The sequence below is a fragment of the Butyrivibrio sp. MB2005 genome (genome assembly GCF_000424285.1).
GTDB lineage: Bacteria > Bacillota > Clostridia > Lachnospirales > Lachnospiraceae > Butyrivibrio.
Map to the genome: position 1 here is coordinate 18554 of NZ_AUJP01000010.1, position 24197 is coordinate 42750.

General features: G+C 39.4%; 22 protein-coding genes and 1 pseudogene. 3 read left to right on the forward strand and 20 right to left on the reverse strand.

The window, feature by feature from the left end:
- Nucleotide 1: 1 nt before the first annotated feature.
- The 10 genes from G610_RS0105775 to G610_RS19900 all read right to left on the reverse strand — a co-directional run bounded on the left by G610_RS0105775 (nucleotide 2) and on the right by G610_RS19900 (nucleotide 9921).
- Nucleotides 2-1111, reverse strand: a complete 1110-nt coding sequence (locus G610_RS0105775; RefSeq protein ID WP_026524031.1) for a glycosyltransferase family 1 protein — start codon at nucleotides 1109-1111, stop codon at nucleotides 2-4.
- A gap of 144 nt (nucleotides 1112-1255) precedes the next feature.
- Nucleotides 1256-1747, reverse strand: a complete 492-nt coding sequence (locus tag G610_RS0105780; protein ID WP_026524032.1) for a glycosyltransferase — start codon at nucleotides 1745-1747, stop codon at nucleotides 1256-1258.
- Nucleotides 1748-1767: 20 nt separating this feature from the next.
- Nucleotides 1768-2229, reverse strand: coding sequence for a PssD/Cps14F family polysaccharide biosynthesis glycosyltransferase (pssD, locus tag G610_RS0105785; protein WP_035797077.1), 462 nt, complete (start codon nucleotides 2227-2229; stop codon nucleotides 1768-1770).
- Nucleotides 2230-2298: 69 nt separating this feature from the next.
- Nucleotides 2299-3012: a CpsD/CapB family tyrosine-protein kinase gene (locus tag G610_RS0105790; protein ID WP_026524034.1), complete on the reverse strand. Its 714-nt coding sequence runs from the start codon at nucleotides 3010-3012 to the stop codon at nucleotides 2299-2301.
- A gap of 10 nt (nucleotides 3013-3022) precedes the next feature.
- The gene (locus G610_RS0105795; protein WP_026524035.1) at nucleotides 3023-3844 is read right to left on the reverse strand and encodes a tyrosine-protein phosphatase; all 822 of its coding nucleotides are present in this window, start codon (nucleotides 3842-3844) and stop codon (nucleotides 3023-3025) included.
- Nucleotides 3844-4509: a hypothetical protein gene (locus G610_RS0105800; RefSeq protein WP_026524036.1), complete on the reverse strand. Its 666-nt coding sequence runs from the start codon at nucleotides 4507-4509 to the stop codon at nucleotides 3844-3846. Before G610_RS0105800 ends, G610_RS0105795 begins: the two co-directional genes overlap by 1 nt.
- A gap of 44 nt (nucleotides 4510-4553) precedes the next feature.
- On the reverse strand, nucleotides 4554-5612 hold the full coding sequence (locus tag G610_RS0105805; RefSeq protein WP_026524037.1) for an LCP family protein: 1059 nt from the start codon (nucleotides 5610-5612) through the stop codon (nucleotides 4554-4556).
- Nucleotides 5612-6457: a class B sortase gene (locus tag G610_RS19895; RefSeq protein WP_051197704.1), complete on the reverse strand. Its 846-nt coding sequence runs from the start codon at nucleotides 6455-6457 to the stop codon at nucleotides 5612-5614. The genes G610_RS0105805 and G610_RS19895 overlap by 1 nt, the downstream gene beginning before the upstream one ends.
- Nucleotides 6454-7203: a YveK family protein gene (locus G610_RS0105815; RefSeq protein WP_035797081.1), complete on the reverse strand. Its 750-nt coding sequence runs from the start codon at nucleotides 7201-7203 to the stop codon at nucleotides 6454-6456. The genes G610_RS19895 and G610_RS0105815 overlap by 4 nt, the downstream gene beginning before the upstream one ends.
- A 444-nt stretch (nucleotides 7204-7647) precedes the next feature.
- Nucleotides 7648-9921, reverse strand: a complete 2274-nt coding sequence (locus G610_RS19900) for a glycoside hydrolase family 95 protein (protein ID WP_051197714.1) — start codon at nucleotides 9919-9921, stop codon at nucleotides 7648-7650.
- A 206-nt stretch (nucleotides 9922-10127) separates the two neighbouring features.
- On the opposite strand from G610_RS19900, the gene G610_RS0105825 reads away from it, so the two are divergent.
- Nucleotides 10128-10766, forward strand: coding sequence for a phosphoribosyltransferase family protein (locus tag G610_RS0105825; protein ID WP_026524039.1), 639 nt, complete (start codon nucleotides 10128-10130; stop codon nucleotides 10764-10766).
- Between the two features lie 79 nt (nucleotides 10767-10845).
- Here G610_RS0105825 and G610_RS0105830 read toward each other — a convergent pair whose 3' ends face one another.
- The 10 genes and pseudogenes from G610_RS0105830 to G610_RS23890 all read right to left on the reverse strand — a co-directional run.
- Nucleotides 10846-11865 (reverse strand): PD-(D/E)XK nuclease family transposase, encoded by a 1020-nt coding sequence (locus G610_RS0105830; protein ID WP_026524040.1) that lies wholly within the window; start codon nucleotides 11863-11865, stop codon nucleotides 10846-10848.
- A gap of 232 nt (nucleotides 11866-12097) precedes the next feature.
- Nucleotides 12098-13201, reverse strand: a complete 1104-nt coding sequence (locus tag G610_RS0105835; protein ID WP_026524041.1) for a leucine-rich repeat protein — start codon at nucleotides 13199-13201, stop codon at nucleotides 12098-12100.
- 274 nt (nucleotides 13202-13475) lie between these two features.
- Nucleotides 13476-14834 (reverse strand): helix-turn-helix transcriptional regulator, encoded by a 1359-nt coding sequence (locus G610_RS0105840; RefSeq protein ID WP_026524042.1) that lies wholly within the window; start codon nucleotides 14832-14834, stop codon nucleotides 13476-13478.
- Between the two features lie 14 nt (nucleotides 14835-14848).
- Complete coding sequence (locus G610_RS0105845) at nucleotides 14849-15508, reverse strand: hypothetical protein (protein ID WP_026524043.1); 660 nt, start codon at nucleotides 15506-15508, stop codon at nucleotides 14849-14851.
- Between the two features lie 62 nt (nucleotides 15509-15570).
- The gene (locus tag G610_RS0105850; RefSeq protein WP_026524044.1) at nucleotides 15571-15825 is read right to left on the reverse strand and encodes a hypothetical protein; all 255 of its coding nucleotides are present in this window, start codon (nucleotides 15823-15825) and stop codon (nucleotides 15571-15573) included.
- Nucleotides 15826-15901: 76 nt separating this feature from the next.
- The gene (locus tag G610_RS0105855; protein ID WP_026524045.1) at nucleotides 15902-16495 is read right to left on the reverse strand and encodes a Maf family protein; all 594 of its coding nucleotides are present in this window, start codon (nucleotides 16493-16495) and stop codon (nucleotides 15902-15904) included.
- Nucleotides 16485-18650: an RNA degradosome polyphosphate kinase gene (locus G610_RS0105860; protein WP_026524046.1), complete on the reverse strand. Its 2166-nt coding sequence runs from the start codon at nucleotides 18648-18650 to the stop codon at nucleotides 16485-16487. Before G610_RS0105860 ends, G610_RS0105855 begins: the two co-directional genes overlap by 11 nt.
- A 15-nt stretch (nucleotides 18651-18665) precedes the next feature.
- A complete protein-coding gene (locus G610_RS0105865) occupies nucleotides 18666-20213 on the reverse strand; it encodes a Ppx/GppA phosphatase family protein (RefSeq protein ID WP_026524047.1) in 1548 nt (515 codons plus the stop codon).
- 19 nt (nucleotides 20214-20232) lie between these two features.
- A complete protein-coding gene (locus tag G610_RS0105870; RefSeq protein WP_026524048.1) occupies nucleotides 20233-21534 on the reverse strand; it encodes an ATP-binding protein in 1302 nt (433 codons plus the stop codon).
- 93 nt (nucleotides 21535-21627) lie between these two features.
- Nucleotides 21628-21873: pseudogene (locus tag G610_RS23890) on the reverse strand (chorismate mutase); the annotation flags it as partial.
- Between the two features lie 176 nt (nucleotides 21874-22049).
- On the opposite strand from G610_RS23890, the gene G610_RS0105875 reads away from it, so the two are divergent.
- Together G610_RS0105875 and pyrB are read left to right on the forward strand one after the other, a co-directional pair.
- Nucleotides 22050-23066, forward strand: a complete 1017-nt coding sequence (locus G610_RS0105875) for a DUF5050 domain-containing protein (RefSeq protein WP_026524049.1) — start codon at nucleotides 22050-22052, stop codon at nucleotides 23064-23066.
- A gap of 139 nt (nucleotides 23067-23205) precedes the next feature.
- Nucleotides 23206-24162 carry an aspartate carbamoyltransferase gene (gene pyrB / locus G610_RS0105880; RefSeq protein WP_026524050.1) on the forward strand — a complete coding sequence of 319 codons (957 nt, stop codon included), beginning with the start codon at nucleotides 23206-23208 and terminating at the stop codon, nucleotides 24160-24162.
- Nucleotides 24163-24197: the final 35 nt, after the last annotated feature.

Genomic DNA, 24197 nt, shown 5'->3' on the forward strand with positions numbered 1-24197 from the left:
ATTACCTTTGACTAACTAATTCACAATACTTCATTTCAAGTTTTTTTGCTTCAGTCTTTACATCGTACCCATTCTTTATTACTAATTCAGACACATCTTTTCGATCGAAATTTTTTAAATTTTCATTTACAATATAAGCCCACTTTTCAGGTTTTAATTCCAAAGATATAAACATCGTATTGTTTGAAATATCAACATCTTTTGTAATTGAATCAGAAAAGAAACATGGTAATCCCGAAGCTTGAGCCTCAATTCCAGTTACCGGCAATCCTTCATACAAAGATGGCATCAAGAAGGCATCCATTACTTGATACAGCTCATTTACATCTCTTCGATTACTCAATATCGTAACAGCAGAATCTAAATTATACTCTGCCACTCTATGCCTTATCTCATTCTCTAATTCACCACTCCCAATAAGCAATAGTCTGTATTTGGAATTAATCTTTCTTAATTCCGCTAATATATCAATGAGAAATACTTGATTTTTAGAAATATGAAATCTACCAACATTCCCTAATACAATGTCATCATCCTCTAAGCCAAGTATCTTACGTTTTTGTAGTCTTAAATTGTTATTAAACTTATATTTCTCAGTTTCAATTGCGTTATGTATTACACTAAAATTGGATTTCCCGAACATAAATTCTCCTGCATTTTTTGAGCATGCAGCAAGACTATTTGCCGGTATAGAATATAGTTTTATCATCAATAATCTAAATGGTCTTTTTATACCTTTTTGAACAAAACTATTATGAGCATGAGCTATCCTTACAGGAACTCCACATATTTTTGCAATCCCTAGATAAATAAAACCCAATGTATCCATATGCCCATGTATAATTTTATACTCTGGATGCATTCTAAAAAAACGAAACAGTTCATAGCAATATTTAAAAATATTATAATCTTCCCTGACAGAAAACTTATATATTTTCCCACCTAACTTTCTTATTTCATCGTCAAAAAACTGATCTTCCTTATAATGAACCAAATAATCCATTTGAACATTTTCACTATCGATATTCCGATACATATTCATAAGAAATGACTGTACTCCTGCTGCTTCCATTCTTTGGCATACTTCTAAAACTTTTACTGTCTTACTCATATCTTCTAATCCAATGATAAATACTATTCTCCAAATCCTTCCTTCATAATTATCTCAATAAATATTTAAGTCGTAGTATATTAAGATCCTTACCACAATTTAACAAGCACTGTTAGCTAAACAGACATTACTCAAACTTTTTCATTAATCTACCAATTCCTTAATATTCTTCTCAAAAGCTTCAATGAATACCTCATTATGGCTTTTCTGCTTAACTGTGTTTGCATCAACGTATGAATTATAATTTTCTATGATTTCATCAAGCTGCTGCTCATCTTCTACAAGAATGATGTTCTTTATACGTTCATTGATAATTCTGCAAAATAGGAGCTGATGATCATTAACGTGCTCATTGTAAGCCTTCATTCGTGGAACAACGATTGGGATTTTGCCAATCTGAAGTGGTGCTATGAAAGAGCTCGGTCCGCCATGAGTTATAACAATCCTTGCCTTTTCGATTTTTTCATTCATTTCCTGAAACGGAAAAAGCTTTTGCCAGGTTGCATATTTTGGCTCATAGGTTGAAAATCCTGACTGAATTATAACCTCTTCATCATGATCCTTCGCCCAATTATCCATATATTCAACCAATCTGTTAAATGGCTGCTCATGTGTACCTACTGTTACAAAAATCATTTTTGTAAACTCCTATATAACTAAAAAATACTACCTAAATTAATGGCCTTAGGATAAACCCGTTTCATTTCTTCCCACTCAACAAAAAATCTATCTGTAACCGGATAGCAAAGCCTACCGGAAATCGTAGGTGCATCTATTCTGTCAAACACTTCAATATATATAGTTTTTGCACCAAACAATTTACCAATCCAAAAAAATGGTATTGCCGGAGCGGCACCTGAAGTAATAATCAGAGTAGGACGCTCTTTACTTATAATTTTGATCGCTCTGAATGAATTAATTATAAGAGCCTTTATACTACGATTTGAAGGATAGTATGCCGGATAAACCTTCTCTCCCTCTAAAAGGCTCCTTGCATCTTCTTTGTCAAAAGTAACCCAGAAACGATCTTTATCCTGCCAATATTTTTTTAGCATATATAAATGCGCCAAATGTCCCCCAGAAGAACCAACTAAACATATCTTTAACTTGTTTTCCATCAACCTGTTCTCCCCTTTTTCTTATACCCTCGGATAAAACAACTATTACATCTGTAAATTCAAATGGAATTACCGGCTATCCCCGTAGCCATAGTTATATCCGTACCCATATCCTTTACCGTACTTGTAATAGCCATAGCCTTTTTTGCTTTTGTCTACCTTATTAAGTACGACCCCCAGAATCCTAGCACCGGATGATGCCAACTTATCCCGCACTTTCTGAACAATCTGATAATTCATGCCACCGGCTTCGACTAAAATTATTGATCCGTCTACATTTGAAGCTATGATAGATGCATCAACTACATTTGCAAGTGGTGGTGTATCCAGTATTACCATGTCAAAGTCATTACGAAGCTTCGCTAAAAGCTCTATAAACCTTTTTGAAGCGAGTAGTTCTGTTGGACTTTTACTGCTAGGGCCCGAAGGAATAACATAGAACTCTGCATCCCCCCTGCCATAATTCCTATAAATAATATCCTCAAAATCACATTGTCCTGTGAGATAGTGAGTTAAGCCTTTACCGATCTTTCCGTCCTCAATTTTGTATTTGAAAATAGACTTTCTAAAATCGCAATCCATATAGAGAACCTTTTTACCAAGTTCAGCAAATGATCTGGCAGTCTCTAATGAAATTGTACTTTTCCCTTCATTAGGCGAACTGCTGGTAAACAATACCGTTTTTATGTCTGCACCGCAGAAAGTAATACCTGTCCTCAAATTTTTTATTTCCTCTGCCATGGCAAAAGGAAGCTCTTTCTTTTCAAGTTTTAAATCCAACATCAAACAACTCCTAAAACGCTGATGCCAAATATTCGTAATTCTTTATCAAATATTCGGCATTATCATGGAACAATAACTTTGCAGTTTCTATCCCATATTTCTTTTTTACATAATTGAAGCATTTCTTCATATTTATGACTCTTCCGCACATATCATGTACGTCTGAACATACAATATCCACACAATCATTTTTCAAAAGAATATCGGCTGTTTCGCATACTCTTTTTGAACCATTTTCAAGAATGGAATCACAGTTTACTTGAATATATGCGCCTGCTTTTCGTAGTTCATAAATAAGCTCAGGGTTAGCCTGCACAGCAGGATAACGCTCTGCATGAGCAATAATTGGCGTCAATCCTGCCATCATGACCTTTTTAATAAATTTTCCGTATTCATCCTTTTGATTTCTACCGGATGAAAACTCCAAAAGAATACATTTCTTATTCCCAAAAGGAATAATCTCTTCCTTTGACGAATAACGCTTTCCGTCGAATTCCACAAAATCTTTTCCTTGAATATAAGCATCAAGTAAAGCTTCAAATCTCTCATCACAATAGTATTCACGGCTAAAGCATACTTCCAGGTCAGACATATCCGTTTCCGGTAGCCATTCCTTAAGTTCACTAAAATGTCTTTTCACCTTTTGAACAGATGTTTCAAACATTCCACTACGCAGATGAACCGTCATTACAATAAAACGGACTCCCTGTGAATACTCTTCCCTTATGAGACTCTTCGCTTCTTCCAAATCCTCTGCACCATCATCAACATACGGAATGATATGACTGTGAAGATCAAAAAGCTCCTGTGTTTCTCTCCTGAAAATGATCATTAGATTTCCTTTTTCTTTATTGTGAAACCAACCATGCCAAGAATTGCTATACTAGCAAGGATATAAGCCATTCTGTTATCGCCTGTTCTTGGAGACTTTGATCTGTTTGCACCAAGAACTGAGCCCTTCAGCGTGCTAGATTTAGCTACGATGGCAACAGGTGACAGATCAGTAAATTCTCCGACGATTTGTCCATCAGAAACCGTGCTTGGCACAATTTCCCATCCATTTTTTCCATAGTGGAATACATATACTTCTGAATCCGCAGTGATTCCCGGAAAACTAAAAGTAATATAAAGCGGGTTTTCCTTTGAAACTTCAACACTCTCATCATGAGTGATTTCCATCATATCAAGGATAGAAATCTCACTTGAATCCACAGTTGCACCTATATAGGCACTAATTATATTTGCAACATTTTCAAGATTAGAAAGTGAATTAAGAGCATCCTTATCTGTAATATCACCGGTAGATAATCCGGGTCCTAACTCATCAGGGCGCCTTCTTGCACCAAGAACCTGTGGCGTCTCCTGGGGATCACGAGATACTCCAAGCACCTCTGCTGTTTCCGTTCTGCTTGCAGCATATACGGGAGTAGAATATCCCAAGCTTGATATCATTATTACTGCAGCAGCAACAATAGGTAAAAACTTCACTTTTTTCATGTCAATTTCTCCTTTATTCTTTATAAAAATCTTGCTAAAACAATTTACGATTCCATATAAAACAGCTTCAAAATCATTTCAGTAAGCTTATTTTCATCTATATAAAACTCATCATGAATGCCATCTGTCTTGTTTTCACCGGGTAGCATCAGTATCTCTTCGGAGTATTCATAGTCAGTAAAATGTGTCAGTATATCGGCATTAACATCTTCATAAAGATTGTCACCTGCAGCATCTTCCATCTCTTCTATTACTGATCCGCCCTGCATCCTGATTTTCTGAAACATTGCAAGCATAAACTGCGTCTGTCTGGACATTCGTTCAATATTACTACCTCTGACTTCAGCATCTCTGATATGGACAAAATCCCTTGCAGACGCACCATCCAAATGAACAAATGCTCCCTTGCAATAAGAAGGATCTAACTGTGTCTCATCTGTTTCAAGCTTAAGATCAACTCCGCCAATTTGATCAACAATTGGCTTAATACCATCAACAGTAAGAGAAATAACGCCGTCAATCCTGGTCCTGCACAATAAATCAGAAATCTTATTCTTAGTTAAATTGCAAGCCTCTCTGGCACTTTTCCCGTATGAATACTGCATTGTAAGCTGCTCAAAGCCCTGCGCCAGATAGTTGCCATCGTTGTCATAAATATCAACGTCAACCATACTATCTCTGTTAATCTCGAGCGGTGCGATGATCTTATTTTCATTGTCTATGGCAAAAAGGATAATGGTATCACTTCTTCCGCCTTCAGCAAGATCTACACCTTCTCGTGACTGATTGCTATTATCAATTCCCAAAAACAAAACTGTATCTATTGCAGTATTTTTCTCATAGCGCTTGCCCTGATAGATAATACTTCCGTCAAAAGAATCCCTTGTATATACCTCAGGTTTTACATCGCTTTCATCTTTTTCATCCGTCGTGCCTGCATCGTCTTCTTCATTTTTATCTGCTGGTTCAGCTACTGCGCTATCTGATTTTCTGACAACATTATTATTTCTTCTCTCCGAAATGAGGAAGCCACCAATACCCGTAAAGAGAATCACACAAACGAAAATAATGGCTAATACTAATACTTCTCTTTTCTTCATCATTACTCGACATCCTGTCCATCTATTTGTGTAAGCTTAGCGACAATCAGGAATCTGTTGTCCCGAAGTTTCTTATCGCAGGTACTCAGTGTGATGATATTGCTATCCTTATTCACATTAAGATCATCTGAAATATAACTCCGTTTTTCTACAATATCTGTTCTTAATGATTCCAAAAATGCTGTCCTGTCAGTTTCAACCGCATCATCATAGTAATACGGTATTCTGGCATCGCTGTACATCACCGCAGCAAAAATCGTATACAAATAAATATGATCAGCTGTATAAATATAAAAATCGCGATGACCATCATAAAATTCCCGGTCTTCATATTTATGCAAAGCGGCAAACATGGAACCATCATTCATATTATGGCCGTATACTACTGTGTTAAATTCCTCAAAAGGTAATTGGTCACAAATCTCGATAAAAGGACATCCATAAGATGAATACATACCATCAGGGCCATGATCAAGATAATATTCATCATTGTTTGGATGCTGAACGATCGGATAATCTATAACAGTATCCGGAATACTTATCCAGGCCAATATATCAGGATTAGTCTCCTGAAGTGCCTCTATATCAACCGGGATTTCATTTAAATTCTCATCGTTACTACTTACGGAATCTTCATTTTTTTCAGGGGATTCGGTTACCACCGCATTGTCTGCCGGCCTCTCATTCGGCTTCTTTGAAGATCCGTCATTTTCATATGCAATTTCCTGAAGATCCTGTATTTCACTACGAGTACGAAAAAACTCAGAGAAGTAATATCCTATTATTCCTGCACAAATACCGCAGACAATTATTAGCAGAGCAATTACCGTATATTTCTTTTTGCTCATTTTCTTCTCTTTTTATGCCCCTTTGATTTCTTACCATCGCGTTCTGCACAAATGCTTTTTTCAAAAGGAATGGATGCCAATGTACTCATTCCTAAATATTTCCTTACATCATCTTCATCCTTAATTGACATATCGCTATAGTACTGAATAAGAACTATTGCCGCTGCTAAAAGAAGCCCCAAAATCCCACCAAGTGCAGTATTCTTGGATTTACTCGGGCTTGAAGGTATAATGGCAGGAACTGCACTTTCTACAGATGATGGTTTATCTGTGTCAATTACCTCTGCAACCCTTGCTGCAAGATTGTCTGCAAGGCAATTCGCAATATCACAAGCAAGTTGAGGATCTGTATTCTCAATAGTGATTTTAATAATGCGCGAATCTTTTGGATTCTCAACTGTAACTGTCTCTAAAAGATCTTCATAAGTAGTGTCCAGCTCAAGATCACTTATTACTTTCTCAATTACAGGGCGACTCTTTCCCAGGATCTCAAAATCTACCGTTAACTGCTCACCTATCTGTAAGTCTATGGCTGACGTTATTGTTGTAGATTTGGAAAAAATATAAATCATAGAAGAAGACGTATATATTGGCTGTATTAGGAATAAGGTATATGCCAAAGCTATTGCTGCTCCTGCAATCGCACAAGTAATTAACAGCCACCACTTCCTCCTTAAAACGAAGAAGAGTTCCCTAAAGTCGATCTCATCTTCCTCGACGTAATTATTCAATATTTCGTCACTCATCAAAACACTCTCCGAAAAAAAATTTCAATTTCTATAATAATGTATAGAAAAAATTTTTCAATGGGATTTCTAAAATTAATTTATAAAATTTTTAGAATTTGTTTATAAATTTAATCTATTTTTAATATAACATACGCCTTAATTTTTGGATTTTAGCCCATGAAATAAATAAAAGCAGAACAATTGCCGCAAATTTAATCAATTGTTCTGCCTTTTAAGATTTTGTTTCATTTTATGAATTAATAATGTATTTTTATTAACCTATTTGTAATAAATTATTCCTTTTACGAAACTTTTTAAGTGGTTTTTTAGTAATAATTATCGATATTACGTCATATTTAATCTGAATATCACAATCTAAAACGCCATAGAAAAACACTTTATTTCGTTTAAAATTCCGTCCTGCAAACTTATGTTATATCAAGATTTAAACTCAAGAAAAAATCAAAACGCTAGTTCTATTATTTCTCCCTTTGGAAGATCTATTTCAAATCCTCCTTCCTTCTTTATTACAGGAAGAGATGTCTGTGGTACTTCATTATTAAAGCGCACTTTTCCGCCATGTCCTGCTACCACTGTAGCCTTTGTGATGCGTGAATTCTCCCACTTGATGCTCACAGTTATATCTCCTCTTGCCCTTAAGCCGTGAACTTCTCCGTTTTTCCAACTTACAGGAAGGGCAGGAAGAAGGGTTATGCCGTCATGGCTCTGGATGAGGCACTCTGCCATTCCGGCAAGAATTCCCATGTTTGCATCAATCTGAAAAACACCAGTTGCGTTCAGATAGCTCTTTGTAAGAGAGTGATCAAGCAGATATTGAAGGCTCTTGTCTGTATTTTCACTGTCCTTAAATCGGGCAAAAAGTGCAAGTTGCCATGAACCGGGCCACTCCTTTTTGTTTGCGCCGCTCTTTATTCTGAAAAGCAGAGATTTTTTCGCTGCTTCAAACAGCTCGGGTGTCTTCTCTGTGATATCATCCCCGGGATAAACAGCATAGAGATGGGATACATGAGCCATGTCCGGGGTAAGCTCCTTCTCCTCTTTTGCCCATTCAAGCAGTCTCCCTGTGCTGTCTATTCCATCTGGTCTTAGCTTTGAAATGATATTCTCGAAATCTGCCTTAAGAGGTTCATCTATTTCAAGTAAATCTGCTGCTTCAAGCATCGCCTTCATAAGGGCCCTTATTATCTGATTATCCATGGCGGGTCCTGCGCAAAGAGGAGTATCATAGCCTTCCTCTATGACGAAGCGGTTCTCAGGAGAACAGGAGGGATTGGTTACAAGATATCCTTCTTCATCCGGGATTAGGAAATCCACAAAAAACAGCGCTGTTTTCCTGATTAGCGGATACTTTTCTCTTAAAAACTCCTTATCAAGTGTATATCTGTAATGCTCTATAATATGCATTGCGAGCCAGGCACAGCCCACAACCCAGAAGGTTGCTGCAGGATAAACATCCTGTGTTCCGCAGTCACCGTAAAAATCCGTGTTGTGATGGCATACCATTCCCCTGCAGCCATACATCTTTCTGGCACATTCTTCACCATTTTTCTCAAGCCTTGCAAGAAGGTCGAACTGAGGCTCATGAAGATCGGACAGATTGCAGACCTCTGCAGGCCAGTAGTTCATCTGCTGATTTATGTTGATGGTGTGCTTACTGTCCCAGCTTGGCGCAAATTCGTAGTTCCATATACCCTGAAGATTCATGGCATTGGATCCGACTCTGCTTGAAGACACAAAAAGATACCTTCCATAGCTAAAGTACTTTGATGCTCTCTCGTCTTCAGCTACGTCAAGATAACACCTCTCCATAAATCCTGAAAAATCCTGCATATGCTCAGCTTTAATCTCGCTGTATGAGATCTTTACAGCGTCGTCCAGGAATCTCTCTATCTCTGCTTTATAGTTCTCTGCTCTGTTATCCGTAAGCGCAGCCAGATAGATGGTAACTTCTGTTGCATCATAAACAGATAGTCTTGAATAGCAGTCTTCTATAGCACCATCAGTAACCAGGCAGATCGCTGCCCCGAATTTCGTTCCCGCTTCATTTCCTTCCATGAAAAGTCTGCCATTTTCAGTGTAAATTCTGTCACACCTTGGAGCTGCCCATATACCACCACTTAAAAACTTGCCTGGTCTTCTGTCATCAGGAACTCTTTCATCCCTATAAGGATAACGGTTTAAGGCCACATCCAGATTTATTGCCTTTTCCTTATCGCTTTCTATATGAACACAGAGAACCCTCTTTTTATAACTGGCAAATACTTCCCTCTTATAGCAAACGCCCTTTTCTTCATGGGATATGGTAAGTATTCCATTCATCATATCCAGCTCTGACTTATATTTTTCAGCATCCGATTCAGGAAACCATCTGTCAGGAAAAGCCTGCTCCTGATTCAGCGATATATCAAGCTCACCCAGCGTGGAGTAATTGGTCATACTGGATGGTGAAGAGATCATATGCGAAAGCATAAGTCTTTCTGCTTCCTTAAATTTTCTTTCGAAAATAAGCTTTCTTACTTCCGGAAGCTTCTCCAGAGCCTTGGGATTTATTCTGTCAAAACCTTTACCGTTCCACAAAGAATCCTCATTAAGCTGTATTCTGTCTCTTGATGTATGGCCGTAAACCATAGCACCCAGATAACCGTTTCCAACGGGAATCGCATCTTCCCACCTGTTCGCGCCTTCTGTAAATGTTAAAACATCCTTCTTTTTCATGCCAATCCTCCGATAAGAAATATACGTATATATAACGATTTTATCTGATGATTTTATATGATATTATGTATATAGTAAATACAATTATTGATATATCGTTGTTCATTCTTGCGAAGATTTCGCTGAGGAGGCGCAATCAGATATCTGCTCAGTAATATCCTCGCAGTAATAGTTATTGTAGTGCTTTACTAATAGGAGGACGCATTATGCAAGGCTATAAGAAACTCGAGTATTCAAGAAACAATGACGTAATTCTTCGTTACACAAAGGGGCACTTCATCACCCCGCATTCCCATGTAAACTATTTTCTGGATATGTGCGACACCAAAGCCAGAATGAAGGAAGCAAGAGCTGCCGGTGAATCACTTGCTGAGCTGTTCCTGGCTTCTGATGTTATCGATGCCATCCTCTGTCTTGATGGTATGGAGGTTGTTGGCTCATATCTCGCCAACAAGCTGACAGAGGGCGGTGTTATATCCATGAATTCCCATAAGACCATGTATATCACAGGTCCCGAGGTTAATCCGACAGGACAGATCATGTTCCGCGATAACAACCAACATATGATCAACAATAAGAAGGTTCTGATCCTGATTGATTCTGTAACAACAGGAGGAACCCTGCAGAGTGCTCTTGAATCCATCAGATTCTATAAGGGCGAGCCCGTTGGCATTGCTGCTGTTTTTTCAATCGCAACTCAGATTCAGGGTGTACCGATCAGGTCACTTTTCTCAGTGCATGACCTACCGGATTACGCCAGCTACTCACCTGACGCCTGCCCGCTTTGTAATGATGGCGTAGCTGTTGATGCTATCTGCAATGGCTTTGGTTATTCGACAATTTAGTTTTATAAATGAAAATGGCGGGGAATATGCTTATAACAGTATATTCTCCGCCTTAATTATGTTTGAGTGCTTCTTAAAGTTACTTTTTTCTACTCTTGTATTCATTCAAAAGGACATCATAATAATCAGAATCCTGTGTAGCTCTCTCAACATCACCGGCTCTACCCTCTTTAAATAGCCAGCCATATACTTCCTGAATTTCACTACGTTCTTCTGCCCTGCCTTCTGCCCTGCCTTCTGCTCTGCCTTCTGCTCTGCCTTCAGTTATCGCTTCTGCTTTCATTAACCGATAATCGATAATAGCCATTTTTTCTTCTAATAACATAACCTGAACCTCCTTATCCGCTGAGAAGTCAGAAACTTCTTTTCTTATACGATTAAAGAATTCATCATCTATAGTTTCTTTCATCAATTTTTCATTATTTATGTCAGCAATCATGGCCAGCAATCTCAACAACTTTATGTCTTCATCTTTATTGTACGTATCAGCAAGGTATTCTTCAAGAGCTTTATCAAGCTGAACAAACACAAACTGTCTCAGCATAGGTAATTTCATGCCGGTATCAGTCATAGCATACTCTACCCTATGAATGTATCGATCAGATTCAAATTCTTTGAACATAGCAGGGCTTTTTACCATAAGCACTAAGATTATTACTCCTTTAGCTTTTTCATAATCCATTTCATCCTTCATCTGTCCCTCATCAACTGAATATTGAACCAAAAGCATCTCTGAAGAATAGATATCTGCTCTGCTGATAATAAAGTTTTGCGCCTCAGCCTGTATTTCCAAATCTACAATCTTGTGATCTTTTAGCCAGGCAGGAATATCACTTATAAGTTTTTTGGAATAAATACTCTTTTGAAGCCCCTCATTTTTTGCAGAATGTAAAACCTGTATATTCGAATCTTTCATTATCCTCTGAAGTAGAAAATCCAGGCGTTCCGGATGCAAGTCCGGAGAAAACACCTTTTTCACTACAGCATCTGAATATAAATTTGCCAGTCTTTTTCCTTCTACAATGGCAATTAGTTCATTTTTGTCCCTTTCCGTAATAATACTTTGTCTTATTTGTTTAATAAGCTCTTCTTTAGTCATACAAATACATATGCCTCCTCCTTAAAATACTATGTGACCTGAATCCATGTTTTTCCGGTAGTCTACTGTTCTCAATACTTATTGGAAATGACTTGTGTCAGAATGACACTGTCTTTTCTGATTAGCATAAGAGGCTGCGTCAACAGACGCAGCCTCAACAGAATATCATATTATTATATATATTGCAATTATCTTTTTTTGTATGATTTATCTTTTCGAATAATCCCTTATTCTAAGGTATAATCCATGTTTTTACATAACCTACAGATTTCTTCTTCAAAAGCTTCTTTATAGCTTTCTTTTGTGCATACTTTAATGAAGATAATCTGAAACATGCGGTTCTATCAGCCTTATAAAATGCCTTTTTCCCAATCAAGACAAGATTAGGTGATTTAACATATATATCATGAAGATTGCTACAACAATAAAATGCCTTATCACCAATACGTTCAAGTGATTGTCCAAGAGTTACTTTTCTAAGATAATATAGTTTCGAAAAAGCACTTGGCTCAATTTCAACTATATTTTTACCAAAAACAACATGAGTCACACTGTTTTTTACTTTAAACGCTTTAGCACCAATAGAAGCCACTTTGTATTTCTTTCCCTTATATTGCACTTTGTCTTTTAGTCTCAAAACACCTGAAGAATTCTTGGGAATTGCCACAAGAGATACCGCTTCGTCGGAAATTATGGAATACTTATATCCGCTATATTTAAAATTTTTTCCATAATTTTCTGCAGTAGTATCCCTAAGTGTTTTATCTTCGGAAGTCGCTTCTTCTCCGGAGGAATCACCCCAATTGATCGTCAAAATAATTATTCTACTGCCGCAAAGGTTGTTTGATTCATTTCCCTCCTCATCGTAACCAATTGCTCTGGTATATACATATGTATTAGTCGTAGGCTTCCCTTCGTATGAAAATGTCATGGTATTACCATCTTCAACAGTATTGAAAGCCTCATCATAGGTGCATATCTGCCAACCATCGCCATAACCATAACCACTTCCAATCGGATAAGCATATGTATCAGACTTGAAGTAATACACAGGATAATTTCCATATGTATTAGAAAATGTCAGCGTTAAAGTCTTATCTTTGTTCACATAGAGCGTGTCCTTCTTATCAAAGAAATAAATAGCTCCCGGTGAATATGGATAGGGTTCACCGAGTTCCTCCTTATATTGCCCGGAGTATGTCGTTATGGGCCAGTTTATCTCAGCAGCCTTCGCTTTCATGACAGGAACAAGAATTGCTAAACAACACGCGAACAAACATACATATAGAATTCTGGAAAAACACTTACTCCAATTTCTAAAAATTCTCGTTCTCATTATTATTACCTCCTATTATCACAAAAACAAAAATCTCTACCAATCCGGGATTCCAATCAATATTCATCACTATCTTCTATGAGCAGATATCACATCTACCCTTATAGTAGATATAAAGCGGTCTGTAATACTACGTGGTGATTTATGCCACGTTACTTTCTAAAATAGCTATAAACCCAAAAGCCCATGTTTTACCGACTAAAAAAGACGCAGATACCGAAATCTGCGCCATTTCTTAAGCTTTTATAAACTATATAAACCTCTGCTTTATCATTTATGATAACGACCGATTTTTTTCATAATCATAATAACTCTTAACTAGGCCTGCCCTATTCTCAGCCCCGGTTTTTACATAGAGCTGATTCATATATCTGTAGATCATGCGCTCAGAGGTATTTATCTCTTCAGCAATAACCTTGAGCTTGGCATCAGACTTTAACAGCGCATGCATTACATCCTGTTCCTTTGGCGTGAGCCTGTAATGGTCCGCAAAAGCCTCGAACGTTGTATTCTCATCCTCTTTAACTTCTTCCTGAGATGTTTCAGGTACTTTTTCTTTATAATCCATGAACAGAATAAACAGGCCCATAAGCAGAAGCGCCACCAGAACCATTGTCATGAATTCTCCTGCGTTTACCGCGAAGATTAAAACATATGCCAAAAGCCCCTCAAATATAGCTATTATTCTGCCAAACACTGCCCAAAGATCAGGTTTTTCCGTCTTAGGTGCTATATTCCAATAGCCCATGGTTATAAATGCCATGGTTGCACCTGCCAGAATATAGAAAAGGCTCATTCTTCCTGTGAGGAAGTCACTATGCGGCATCGCAGCAAAAGAAGTAAGCGAAACACACAGCATTACCACTTCTGCCATCCTAAAACCAAACGCATCACCTGCTATGGCAATGATAAAATATCCGATTGGTAAAAAAAGCCTTGGCACCCCATAAAGCCCTGCAGCCACATTAGGAGAAGCAATATACTGAAGTTCACACACAAGAGATATGCACAGGACAAGGATTGATAACCCGGTATGCCTTACTAGACGTTTTCTCACAAATCCGTTCCAATCCTCGGAAACATCCGTATAGGGCAGCATATTTTCAAATACAAAATCCCCCATAGGATAAATAAATGAGACAGTCATAATCAGCAGTCCCGCTATAATAACCGCATAAATTATTACAGGCTTATCGATAAATCCCTGCAATAAAAATTGCAGTAAAAATGCCAGACTTGAGCCAAATGCCAAAATAATCCCGGAAAATCCGATTATGCTTCCAAGAACAGCCAGCATGTAGTAAACCATTCCGCCAAGGAATCCTATGCATGCCGAGCAAATAAGCGCCACGAAAAAGCCGTCATATACCCTTACTCTAAAAAGCATTGCGGCAGAATATAAAAATGTCACTAATAAAGTTATTATCTTTCTGATTTTGTCACTTTCAATGAATTTGCGACTAAGATAGAACAGTAAAAAACCTATTCCGAGAATAACTGAACCGGCATAATGATATGCGCTATTCATATCGCCGACCACCCTGTCATTTAACTGCAGGGTCATGGTCAGCTCAAATGAATAGATGGCAAAAATGACTATGCCATAAATGATCTTATTTAATTTCCCCCTCATAAAGGAAATACCCCTTAATCATTCTGCGTAATATAGAAAAGGAATGTGCCTAAATAATGGCCTTTCTTATCCTTCAAATAAATGTGGTGGAAGTTTCTTCCGCTAAACTTCTTTGTTCCACTCTTTTTGGTTATAAGGCTTTCTCCTGAAAAACCGGAACCTTCCTGAACCTTATCAGGCTTGCAAACCTTAAGATCTGAAGCAACCTTCCAACTAAGTGTATATTCCTCAGTCTTGCACTTTATTGACTTATAGCCCTTGTCCTGGTTAACAGTTTTGGTTATATCTTTTCCATTAAGCTTAACCTGCTTGTAGGGGCGCTTTCTAACAACAATATATTTCTGAGTAGCCTTATATCTCTTGCCGTTTCTCTCCATAGTATATGTAATTGTACATGTACCTGGTCTGTTTGCGTTGTAATTGGTGCCTGAGCCACCTTTTTTCGCAGGTGAAAGAGAAACTACATTCTTGTTAGATGTTTTGACATCAACAATATATTGTCTGTCCTCACCAACTCTCAACAGATACCCATTGTTAGGCGCCTGCAAACAATACGCTGTTGGATACTTTGTAGTAACCTTTGCCTCAGCCTTAACCCCGCTGCACAAAGTAAGCAGCATAGCAAAGCTGAGCGCGGAAACACCGAGCAAAACTTTTTTCATTACACTTTTCATTTCTGAATCCTCCATAAAAATATGTATTTAAAATAATAAAATTGGAACCCCGATAAAAGAAATCACCCCTCAACTATAAGATATCTTCCATCTCCAATATCAAAGACCTCTGATGCATCCATAACATCACCATCACCGGGATCAAGGCCGGCCTCTTCGAAGTATTCCTCTACTTCTTCAGGTGAATCTACGACTACCGCCATGCAGTCCTCAAGAAAAGCCTCTGCCTCTTCCAGGCTGTCAGCCACATTCTCAGAAAAAAGTTGTCCCTGATTTTCCAGAAAACAATTCAGTACAGCATCGTCATAATCGTGCATAGATTCTCTCTTTCCCGCATAAAGGATAAATATGTAACAGAAAAAACATCACAGATTTAATCCCACACTTATGCGTCTAAACTAAACCATGTTTCTTCATTGCCTGATAGAGTCTTGCAGTGGGCAGACCAACAACATTGTTGTAATCGCCCTCTATTCCCTTTACGAATTTACCAAAAGCCCCTTGTATTCCGTAGGCTCCGGCCTTGTCATAAGGTTCATCGGTATCAAGATAGCCCTCAATCTCAGCTTCGCTCATGTCGTAGCAATTAACCCTTGTGCATTCATAAAAGGAAAAACTCTCTTCATTCCCAATGTCATCCGTATACATCACCGTGACGCCGGTATACACTTCATGGGAATCTCCCTCAAGCATGCCTATCATTTCTCTTGCAGTTTCCCTGCCATCAGGCTTTCCGAGGATTTTCTCTTTATATGATACAACAGTGTCTGCGCCAATTACAACGAGCGCATCTTTATTATCTCTTAAAAGTTTATGAAATATCTCTTTAGCTTTTTGCTGCGACAAGGAAACTACCACTTCCGATGGTACATCGCTGTTTATAACCTCTTCCCCCGTAGCAGGAACAACCTCAAAGTCCACTTCAAGGAGTCCTAAAAGCTCACGCCTTCTTGGTGAGCCGGAGGCTAAAATATATTTATAGTCCATGATCATCCCTATATTCAGGTTCAAAAACCCTGCTTTCTGCAATATCTTTTGGTTTACCAAGCTCAGTTGCTTCCTTGCCAAAGAGCTTTTGTGAGTTGAGTGCTTCAGCACCTCTCCTGGTAACCTTCACATATTCGCCCTGTGCATTCATCATGTGAGCCTTCACATTATCCTTAAGCTCGGCATCCAATATATGCCACAGCTTCTTCCTAAGCTCAGGATTCTCCACAGGGAACATTATCTCCACACGTCTCTCTAAGTTTCTTGGCATCCAGTCAGCACTTGAAGCATAGTATTCAGGGCTTCCGCCGTTTTCAAAATAGAATATGCGGCTGTGCTCAAGGAAATTACCTACGATGGATCTGACGGTTATATTATCACTGACTCCCGGTATTCCTGTTCTCAGACAGCAGATACCTCTGACAATAAGCTCAACCTTTACGCCTACGCTGCTGGCTTCATACAGAGCAGCGATTACATCCTTGTGGCAGATGGAATTCATCTTGGCAATGATATGTGCAGGCTCTCCTGCCCTTGCGTGATCAGCCTCTCTGTGAATGAGATCAAGGACTCTGTCCTTAAGCCAAAGCGGCGCTATGGTAAGCTTGTTCCATGCAAGAGGTTCTGAATAACCTGAAAGCATGTTAAATACAGCGGTAGCATCCTCGCCATAAGCTTCTGCGCAGGTGAACATGCCCACATCCGTATAGAGCTTCGCAGTAGAATCGTTATAGTTACCTGTTGCCAGATGAACGTAACGTCTGATACCGTCCTCCTCTTTTCTAACAACAAGCGTTATCTTACTATGTGTTTTCAGACCTTTTAGTCCGTAAATTACGTGGCAGCCTGCTTTCTCAAGCATTCTCGCCCATACGATATTATTCTCTTCATCAAAACGAGCCTTCAGCTCAACCAGTACCGATACCTGCTTACCATTATCAGCAGCCTTGGCAAGAGCAGCGATGATGGGTGAATTACCACTTACTCTGTAAAGTGTCTGCTTAATGGCAAGAACCTGAGGATCAGATGCCGCTGTCTCAACAAAACGTACAACCGGATCAAAGCTCTCGTAAGGATGGTGCATGAGAATATCGCCTTCTCTTATGCACTCGAAAATATCACGATCAGCAGGAAGCCCCGGAACAATCGCAGGAGGATTATACCCATGCTCCTTCAGATAGTCGAAGCCTTCCATACCATACATCTTCATCAGGAAGGTAAGATCAAGAGGACCATCTATGGTATATACCTCACGCTCCTCAACCTTCAGTTCATCAATAAGAATCTTAAGCAGCCTCTTATCAAAGCCTTTCTCGATTTCCAGCCTTATTGCCTGTCCCCACTGGCGACGCTTCAGCTGCTTCTCGATTTCCTTAAGAAGATCCTCTGCCTCATCCTCATCAATTGACAGATCGGCATTTCTTCCTACTCTGAAAGGATAACAGCATACGATATCATAGTTCAGGAAAAGCTTCTGAATATTCCTCTGAATGATCTGTTCAAGAAGCATAACCTTCCTTACGCCATCGCTCTCAGGTATCTCCATGATTCTCGGAAGAACAGAAGGCACCTGAACCATGGCAAATTCCAGCTCATCTCCCTCTTCCTTACCCTGTACAAGAGCACCTATATTAAGAGTCTTGTTCCTTATAAGAGGAAACGGTCTCGATGAATCCACAGCCATGGGCGTAAGAACAGGATATACAAAATCATCAAAATAACGGTCGATATAGTTAGCCTCATCAGCCGTCAGCTTGTCATAGTTCTTAACTATCTCAAGTCCGTTTTCCCTAAGCTCAGGGATCAAGAGCCTGTTATAAATATGATATTGCTGATTAACAAAATCATGCACTGCACTTGTTACAGCATCCAGCTGCTGCGAAGGAGACATACCTGCAATATCAGGCTTCTTATAGCCCGCATGAATCATATCCTTAAGGGACGCAACGCGGACCATGAAAAACTCATCCAGGTTACTTGCTGTTATACTAAGGAATTTCAGCTTTTCAAAAAGCGGTGTAGCTTTATCCTTTGCCTCAGACAAACATCTGCTATTGAACTGAAGCCAGCTGAGCTCTCTGTTTATATAATAATCATCGTTATAAAAATTTATCTGTGTATTATCCTTTATATTTTGATCCTTTTTAGATGTCATGACTTCACCCCACTTTTAAGCAAATCTTTTTTGTCTGATAACAGGCTTAATACCGTAAACCTGCTCAAAGAATTCTGCTCTCTCACCAAACAGTCCCCTTTCAAGGGAAGTATCGGCCATTGTATCAACCGTTATTTCAAGATTGGTATCCTTAAGTGCCAGTTTGATATTCTTGAACTTCTCCTTGTGTGTTCTGTCAAGGCCGTTGGCAATTCGAAGTATCGCAGTGAGTTTGGCTATAGTCAGATAAGAGTCATGATCGATTCCTCTGAATCGGTATCCGCCATCCTTATAGTATTCAAAATCATCATGATTGAACCTTACAACATTGGCCACTATTGATCTCTCAATATGGGAAAGTCCTATGATCTCAGTGGACATTATGATGTTATAGGAGCAGTCTCCCAGATTTACCATGCTTATGTATTTTCCGCAATCATGCAGGATAGTACATATCTGTAATAACAGACGCTCTCTTTTTCCTAGGCCATGTATTTTTTTGAGGCTGTCAAAAATTCCAAGCGCTATGGTCTGAAGAGTCTCGCTCCTTTGTCTGCTTCCCATATATCTTCTGGAAATATTAAGAGCGCAGGCAACAATATCCTTTTCGAAATCGTGAGCACTCTTAAGATACTTTTTCCTCTCCGCATACTCGTATGCGATTCCGTCACAAAGAGTTCCTCCGGGAGCCCAGATCGTATCTGAATTCAATGCATTACAAATGTTACTTACAAGGAGTCCCGATACGTACATCAAAGGAATATTGTCCTGAGGAAGTCCGAGTTTTCTGGAAACATCAGACATAGACTGCTTGGTCAGCTTGGACATATACTCCATGAAAACCTTAACCCGTGCATATCCCGTCTCTTCCATTCCAAGATTGACTCTCTTAAGAACAGGTGATACGTAATCATCCAGAAGTATTACATTCTGAACCTTCTTATCCTTCAGATGCATTTTGGTGAATACCGCAAGCTGAGATTCAACAAGCTCCTGAACCAGAGCAGGGTATTTACTGTAGCCAGCCTGAATACTCTGCAAAGTAGAATGAAGTCTTAAAACGCCAAGCCTTAGCTGCTGCGTGGTAACAAGTGTATCGTTATCAAACAGCGATATCTGTATACTTCCGCCACCCACGTCTACAATAGCAGTTGGTTTTTCAAGGAATTTTGAAAAATCAGCGTTATTAAGAGCCACAGATTTATAATCAAGGAATCGCTGCTCTGAATTACTCAGAATATCGATCTCGATTCCTGTTCTTTGACGCAAAAGCTCCAGAACTGTATCTATAGCCTTGGTCTCACGCATGGCACTGGTTCCGTAAGCCTGATATCTGCTAACATCATAGCTGTCCATGATCCTGCTGTACTCGTTCAAGATCCTTATCAGCTCATCCATATGCGTGGAGGATATCTGTCCTGTCGCATAGGTCTCAGTACCAAGATCGATCCTGTGCCGCACATGATCGATTTCCTTAACTCCCTTTTTCTGCGACATCTCATAGATTTTCATTTCGAGCTCGTATGAGCCCAAATCTACTGCCGCAAATACATCTGTTGCCATACGCTATTACCCCTCATTTTTATTGTAATCCGGACAAATGATCTATAAACTGCTGCGCGGTTCTGCCTGAAAGTCCGCCGTGACTCATCTCCCATTTCTGAGCCTCAGCGTAAAGCTCTTCTTCGCTCATATTTATACCTTCTCTGTCCGCGAGAACTCTTACTATCTCGTTAAATTCCTTCCTGTCAGGCGATCCGAAATAAATCGTAACGCCAAACCTGTTGGAAAGTGAAAGCTTTTCCTGAACAGTATCATTTCTATGCAGGTCATCATCCATAACTGAAGGCTTATCCTTGAAGCTCTCTCTGATAAGATGCCTTCTGTTAGATGTCGCATAGATGAGTACGTTCTCAGGCTTTTTCTCAAGACCGCCCTCTATAACAGCCTTCAAGTACTTATAATCAGTCTCAAAATCCTCAAAGCTGAGGTCATCCATATAAATGATGAACTTGTAATTACGTCCCTTTATCTGGGCGATTACATCATTAAGATCCTTGAACTGATGCTTATAGACCTCAATGATTCTAAGTCCCTTTTCATAATACTCATTGGCTATAGCCTTGATGCAGGAGGATTTTCCTGTTCCGGCATCGCCATACAAAAGGCAGTTGTTTGCCTTTTTACCTGCTACAAAGCTGTCAGTATTCTCAATTAACTTTTGCTTTGCTATCTCGTAGCCCACCAGATCCTTAAGCTGAACATGTCTGATATTCCTGATAGGCTCTATAACTGTCCTATCCTCCACATGTCTTATTCTAAAGGCCTTGTGAAGTCCGAATTTACCAACTCCGTATGCCCCATAAAAATCTGCCAGTTCATCCAGCATTGCTTCTGCTGTATCACAGCCTGAGAGCGTATCTGCCAGCTCACAGATTCTGTCTCTAACCCTGGTATTGTAGGTACTCTCTGCTTTACCCCTCTGAAAATCCAAAAGTGCTGCAAACTCCGGTACCCTAAGTCTGTCCATCATCTCTGTAAAATCGATGTCAAACCACTTCTTGAATCTCACCAGATCGTGAAGTGCCAGATCACGAAGGGATCCGCCCATCTCGCCTCTTATCTCTGTGGCAAGACTGTAGGCATTCTCATCTGATACCAAAAGGAGCGTCAGGAAGGTATGCCAAAGATTGCCAAAGAAACCTCTTCTTGCAGACTCATCTATAAGCACATTCATGCATTCATGTATTTTTCTAACCTCTTCATCCTCGGAAAAGGTTCTTGCTGATGAATTTCTATCGGAAAGGATAATAAGTGTATCGCGAAGGATGCTCTGCCTTGTGGTGGCATTTTTGTAAAGAATAAGCTCATTATCTGTTGCTATGCCTTCGCTGTTTAAGAAATCTCCTGCTGCAGGATCAAATATTGCCGCTTCGTCCGTGGCATTCTTTTCGCTGAGTCTTTCGTACTGCCTCTTTCTGCTGACCTCCATGATCTTCTCAAAAAGCTCGCCCACAGGCTCTCTGTTCTCAGCCTTGCCTGCCAGCTCCATGACCTTATCAAGCTTCTGGGCTTCGCGTTCCTTATCAAAAACGCTTTTACCGCTCTCTATCTTGCACTCAGCAATCTTCTCAGCCACGCTCATTCTGTCTTCGATAAGATTAACAAGCTGTTCATCAATTGCGTCTATATTCATTCGAAGTTCATTTAAATCCATAAGCATCTCCCGCTGTAATTATTGATACATGGGCATAAAAACCCACAATTTCATATTACACCACAAAACGCATAATCTCAAAGGAAATAAAAACTAAATTGTGGTTAATATGTTTTATAAAGCGTGATATACTTAATTATATATAGTTTGCATTTAGAATTTTACTCTAAGGAGCCCAGACTATGGAAAGCAAAAAAGGAATTATCATTTTTTCGTTAATCGTTATCGTATTATCATTAGTAACGGTGGCGTATATGTTATCCAAGCGAGTTCCGATGAATGATGAATATACGGTAGGAAACACTCCCGGAAATCTCTACAACAACGGTATCTTCCTTGAACTTGACGGCACAGTGTATTTTTCCAACCCACTTGAGTATGACTGCCTATATTCCATGACTCCGGATGAAACAAATTTAAAGCAGCTTACTGTTATGAAGGTCGATCACATCCTCGGTGCAGGAAAGTTCCTGTACTTTAACCTGGATCCATCCAAGACATCTCTTAACAACGACCTGACAGGTCTTGGAAAAGTCTCCACATTTTATGGGCTCTACAGATGTGAGAAAGATGGAGAAAACCAAAAGCTTCTTGACCGTCAGAAAATCGGTAGCATGCAGCTTGTGGGCAGTAACATTTACTACACTGTTCTCGGCACTGATAAAGGTCTTCACAGAATACGCATTGATGGTAAAGATGATGCGCTAGTTACCAGCGAAATGTTAGATCCATCCTGTGCTCTTGATGGTAAGATCTATTACACAGGAGTAGACCTTGATCACAATATTCATGTAATGGATACTCTCTCAGACGAATCCACCAGTACAGCAGTTGTGGGCAACATTTGGCAGCCCATAATTCAGGGCGGTTACATGTACTACATCGATGCAGCTCACCATTATCGCCTTGCCCGCATGAATCTCCAGACAAATGAGATTGAGGTTCTGACAGAGTCGCGACTTGATTTTTACAACATGAACGAAAATAATATCTTCTATGCTACATCCGAGTCAGGCAACCAGACTCTTCGCGTCATTAACCTTGACGGTTCAAATAACAGAGTAATTGCCGAAGGTGTTTACCACTCTCTCAGTCTTACATCCAAGTATCTTTACTTCAAACCCTTTGGCGTTGACAATGTTATTTACCATGTTCCGATAGACGGATCAGCTCCTGTATCCACATTTTTGACCTACTGATTTAGAAAGTCATATGTTATTCAAAAAAAGAATTTCTGGTAACATCAGAAATTCTTTTTTTATGGTGGACAATGTCTGCCAAATGTTTATAATAAAACAGAAATATAAATGAATACTGTTAAATGGGAGAGCAAAATCTATGAACAATCTTAGACACATGATGAGGCCTCTCGATTTCTCCGTTGAAGAGCTGGATCAGCTTTTTGACGTTGCAAATGACATCGAGAAAAACATGAGTGCCTACTCACACAAATGCGATGGTAATATCCTCGCTACCTGTTTCTATGAACCTAGTACCAGAACAAGACTCAGCTTCGAAACAGCAATGCTTAGACTTGGAGGTCAGATCATCGGTTTTGCCGATGCCAGCAGTTCTTCAGTTTCCAAAGGCGAAAGTGTCGCCGATACAATTCGTGTTATTTCCAGTTTTGCTGATATATGTGCCATGCGTCATCCAAAGGAAGGTGCTCCAATGGTTGCAGCAGCAAATTCTACTATTCCCGTAATTAATGCCGGTGACGGCGGTCACCACCACCCCACTCAGACTCTAACAGATCTTCTTACAATCAGATCTCTTCATGGTTCACTTGACGGATTTACCATTGGCCTTTGCGGCGATCTTAAATTTGGTAGAACCGTTCACTCACTGATAAATGCATTAGTCAGATACAAAGATATCCATTTTATTTTCATATCTCCCAAGGAGCTTAAGGTTCCGGACTACATCACAGACCTCTTAAATGATAACGGCATTACCTACGAGGAAGTCATCAAACTTGAAGACGTTATGGACAGACTTGATCTCCTGTACATGACAAGAGTTCAGAAGGAACGTTTCTTCAACGAAGAAGATTACATTCGTCTTCGTGATTTCTATATCCTGAATGAGGAAAAGATGGCCCTTGCAAAAAAGGACATGCATGTGCTCCATCCTCTCCCGAGAGTAAACGAAATCTCCGTAGAAGTTGACAAGGACCCAAGAGCTGCATATTTCAAGCAGGTTCAGTATGGTCTCTATGTGAGAATGGCTCTTATCCTTACTCTTCTCGACAAGACAGACGCCCACATGAATCACGATCTTCTTAGAATATTCTAAGGATCACCCTTTAACTACACATATAAGGAAGGTAC

Bases quoted from the DNA above. Each gene is read 5' to 3' on its own strand.
- G610_RS0105775 (WP_026524031.1), bottom strand. From the start codon at position 1,111: ATGAGTAAGACAGTAAAAGTTTTAGAAGTATGCCAAAGAATGGAAGCA.
- G610_RS0105780 (WP_026524032.1), bottom strand. From the start codon at position 1,747: ATGATTTTTGTAACAGTAGGTACACATGAGCAGCCATTTAACAGATTG.
- pssD (WP_035797077.1), bottom strand. From the start codon at position 2,229: ATGGAAAACAAGTTAAAGATATGTTTAGTTGGTTCTTCTGGGGGACAT.
- G610_RS0105790 (WP_026524034.1), bottom strand. From the start codon at position 3,012: ATGTTGGATTTAAAACTTGAAAAGAAAGAGCTTCCTTTTGCCATGGCA.
- G610_RS0105795 (WP_026524035.1), bottom strand. From the start codon at position 3,844: ATGATCATTTTCAGGAGAGAAACACAGGAGCTTTTTGATCTTCACAGT.
- G610_RS0105800 (WP_026524036.1), bottom strand. From the start codon at position 4,509: ATGAAAAAAGTGAAGTTTTTACCTATTGTTGCTGCTGCAGTAATAATG.
- G610_RS0105805 (WP_026524037.1), bottom strand. From the start codon at position 5,612: ATGATGAAGAAAAGAGAAGTATTAGTATTAGCCATTATTTTCGTTTGT.
- G610_RS19895 (WP_051197704.1), bottom strand. From the start codon at position 6,457: ATGAGCAAAAAGAAATATACGGTAATTGCTCTGCTAATAATTGTCTGC.
- G610_RS0105815 (WP_035797081.1), bottom strand. From the start codon at position 7,203: ATGAGTGACGAAATATTGAATAATTACGTCGAGGAAGATGAGATCGAC.
- G610_RS19900 (WP_051197714.1), bottom strand. From the start codon at position 9,921: ATGAAAAAGAAGGATGTTTTAACATTTACAGAAGGCGCGAACAGGTGG.
- G610_RS0105825 (WP_026524039.1), top strand. From the start codon at position 10,128: ATGCAAGGCTATAAGAAACTCGAGTATTCAAGAAACAATGACGTAATT.
- G610_RS0105830 (WP_026524040.1), bottom strand. From the start codon at position 11,865: ATGACTAAAGAAGAGCTTATTAAACAAATAAGACAAAGTATTATTACG.
- G610_RS0105835 (WP_026524041.1), bottom strand. From the start codon at position 13,201: ATGAGAACGAGAATTTTTAGAAATTGGAGTAAGTGTTTTTCCAGAATT.
- G610_RS0105840 (WP_026524042.1), bottom strand. From the start codon at position 14,834: ATGAGGGGGAAATTAAATAAGATCATTTATGGCATAGTCATTTTTGCC.
- G610_RS0105845 (WP_026524043.1), bottom strand. From the start codon at position 15,508: ATGAAAAGTGTAATGAAAAAAGTTTTGCTCGGTGTTTCCGCGCTCAGC.
- G610_RS0105850 (WP_026524044.1), bottom strand. From the start codon at position 15,825: ATGCACGATTATGACGATGCTGTACTGAATTGTTTTCTGGAAAATCAG.
- G610_RS0105855 (WP_026524045.1), bottom strand. From the start codon at position 16,495: ATGGACTATAAATATATTTTAGCCTCCGGCTCACCAAGAAGGCGTGAG.
- G610_RS0105860 (WP_026524046.1), bottom strand. From the start codon at position 18,650: ATGACATCTAAAAAGGATCAAAATATAAAGGATAATACACAGATAAAT.
- G610_RS0105865 (WP_026524047.1), bottom strand. From the start codon at position 20,213: ATGGCAACAGATGTATTTGCGGCAGTAGATTTGGGCTCATACGAGCTC.
- G610_RS0105875 (WP_026524049.1), top strand. From the start codon at position 22,050: ATGGAAAGCAAAAAAGGAATTATCATTTTTTCGTTAATCGTTATCGTA.
- pyrB (WP_026524050.1), top strand. From the start codon at position 23,206: ATGAACAATCTTAGACACATGATGAGGCCTCTCGATTTCTCCGTTGAA.